General features: G+C 72.7%; 1 pseudogene. It reads left to right on the plus strand.

Annotated elements, in window-relative coordinates:
- A pseudogene (locus P6709_RS19825) lies at window positions 1-289 on the plus strand (hypothetical protein); the annotation flags it as partial.

A 289-nucleotide genomic window follows, 5' to 3' on the forward strand; every position in this document is an offset into this window, starting at 1 on the left:
CGAGCTTCTTCCCGTCGGTGCCGCGCATGTTCGAGAAGGTCTATACGCTCGCCACCAGCGCCGTCCCCGCGGGCCAGCTCGAGCAGGCGGCCAGGGTGGGGTTCGAGGTGCGCGAGCTGCGGCGGCGCGGCGAGCCGGTGCCCGACCAGCTGCAAGCCGCCTTCGACCGAGCCGAGCAGGAGCTGTTCGCGAACGTGCGCGGCCTGTTCGGCGGCCGGCTGCGCCAGGCCGTCACCGGCGCCGCCCCGATTGAGCGGCGCATTCTCGAGTTCTTCTACGCCTGCGGCGT

This window comes from Jeotgalibacillus sp. ET6 (assembly GCF_029667115.1).
Classification (GTDB): domain Bacteria; phylum Bacillota; class Bacilli; order Bacillales; family Jeotgalibacillaceae; genus Jeotgalibacillus.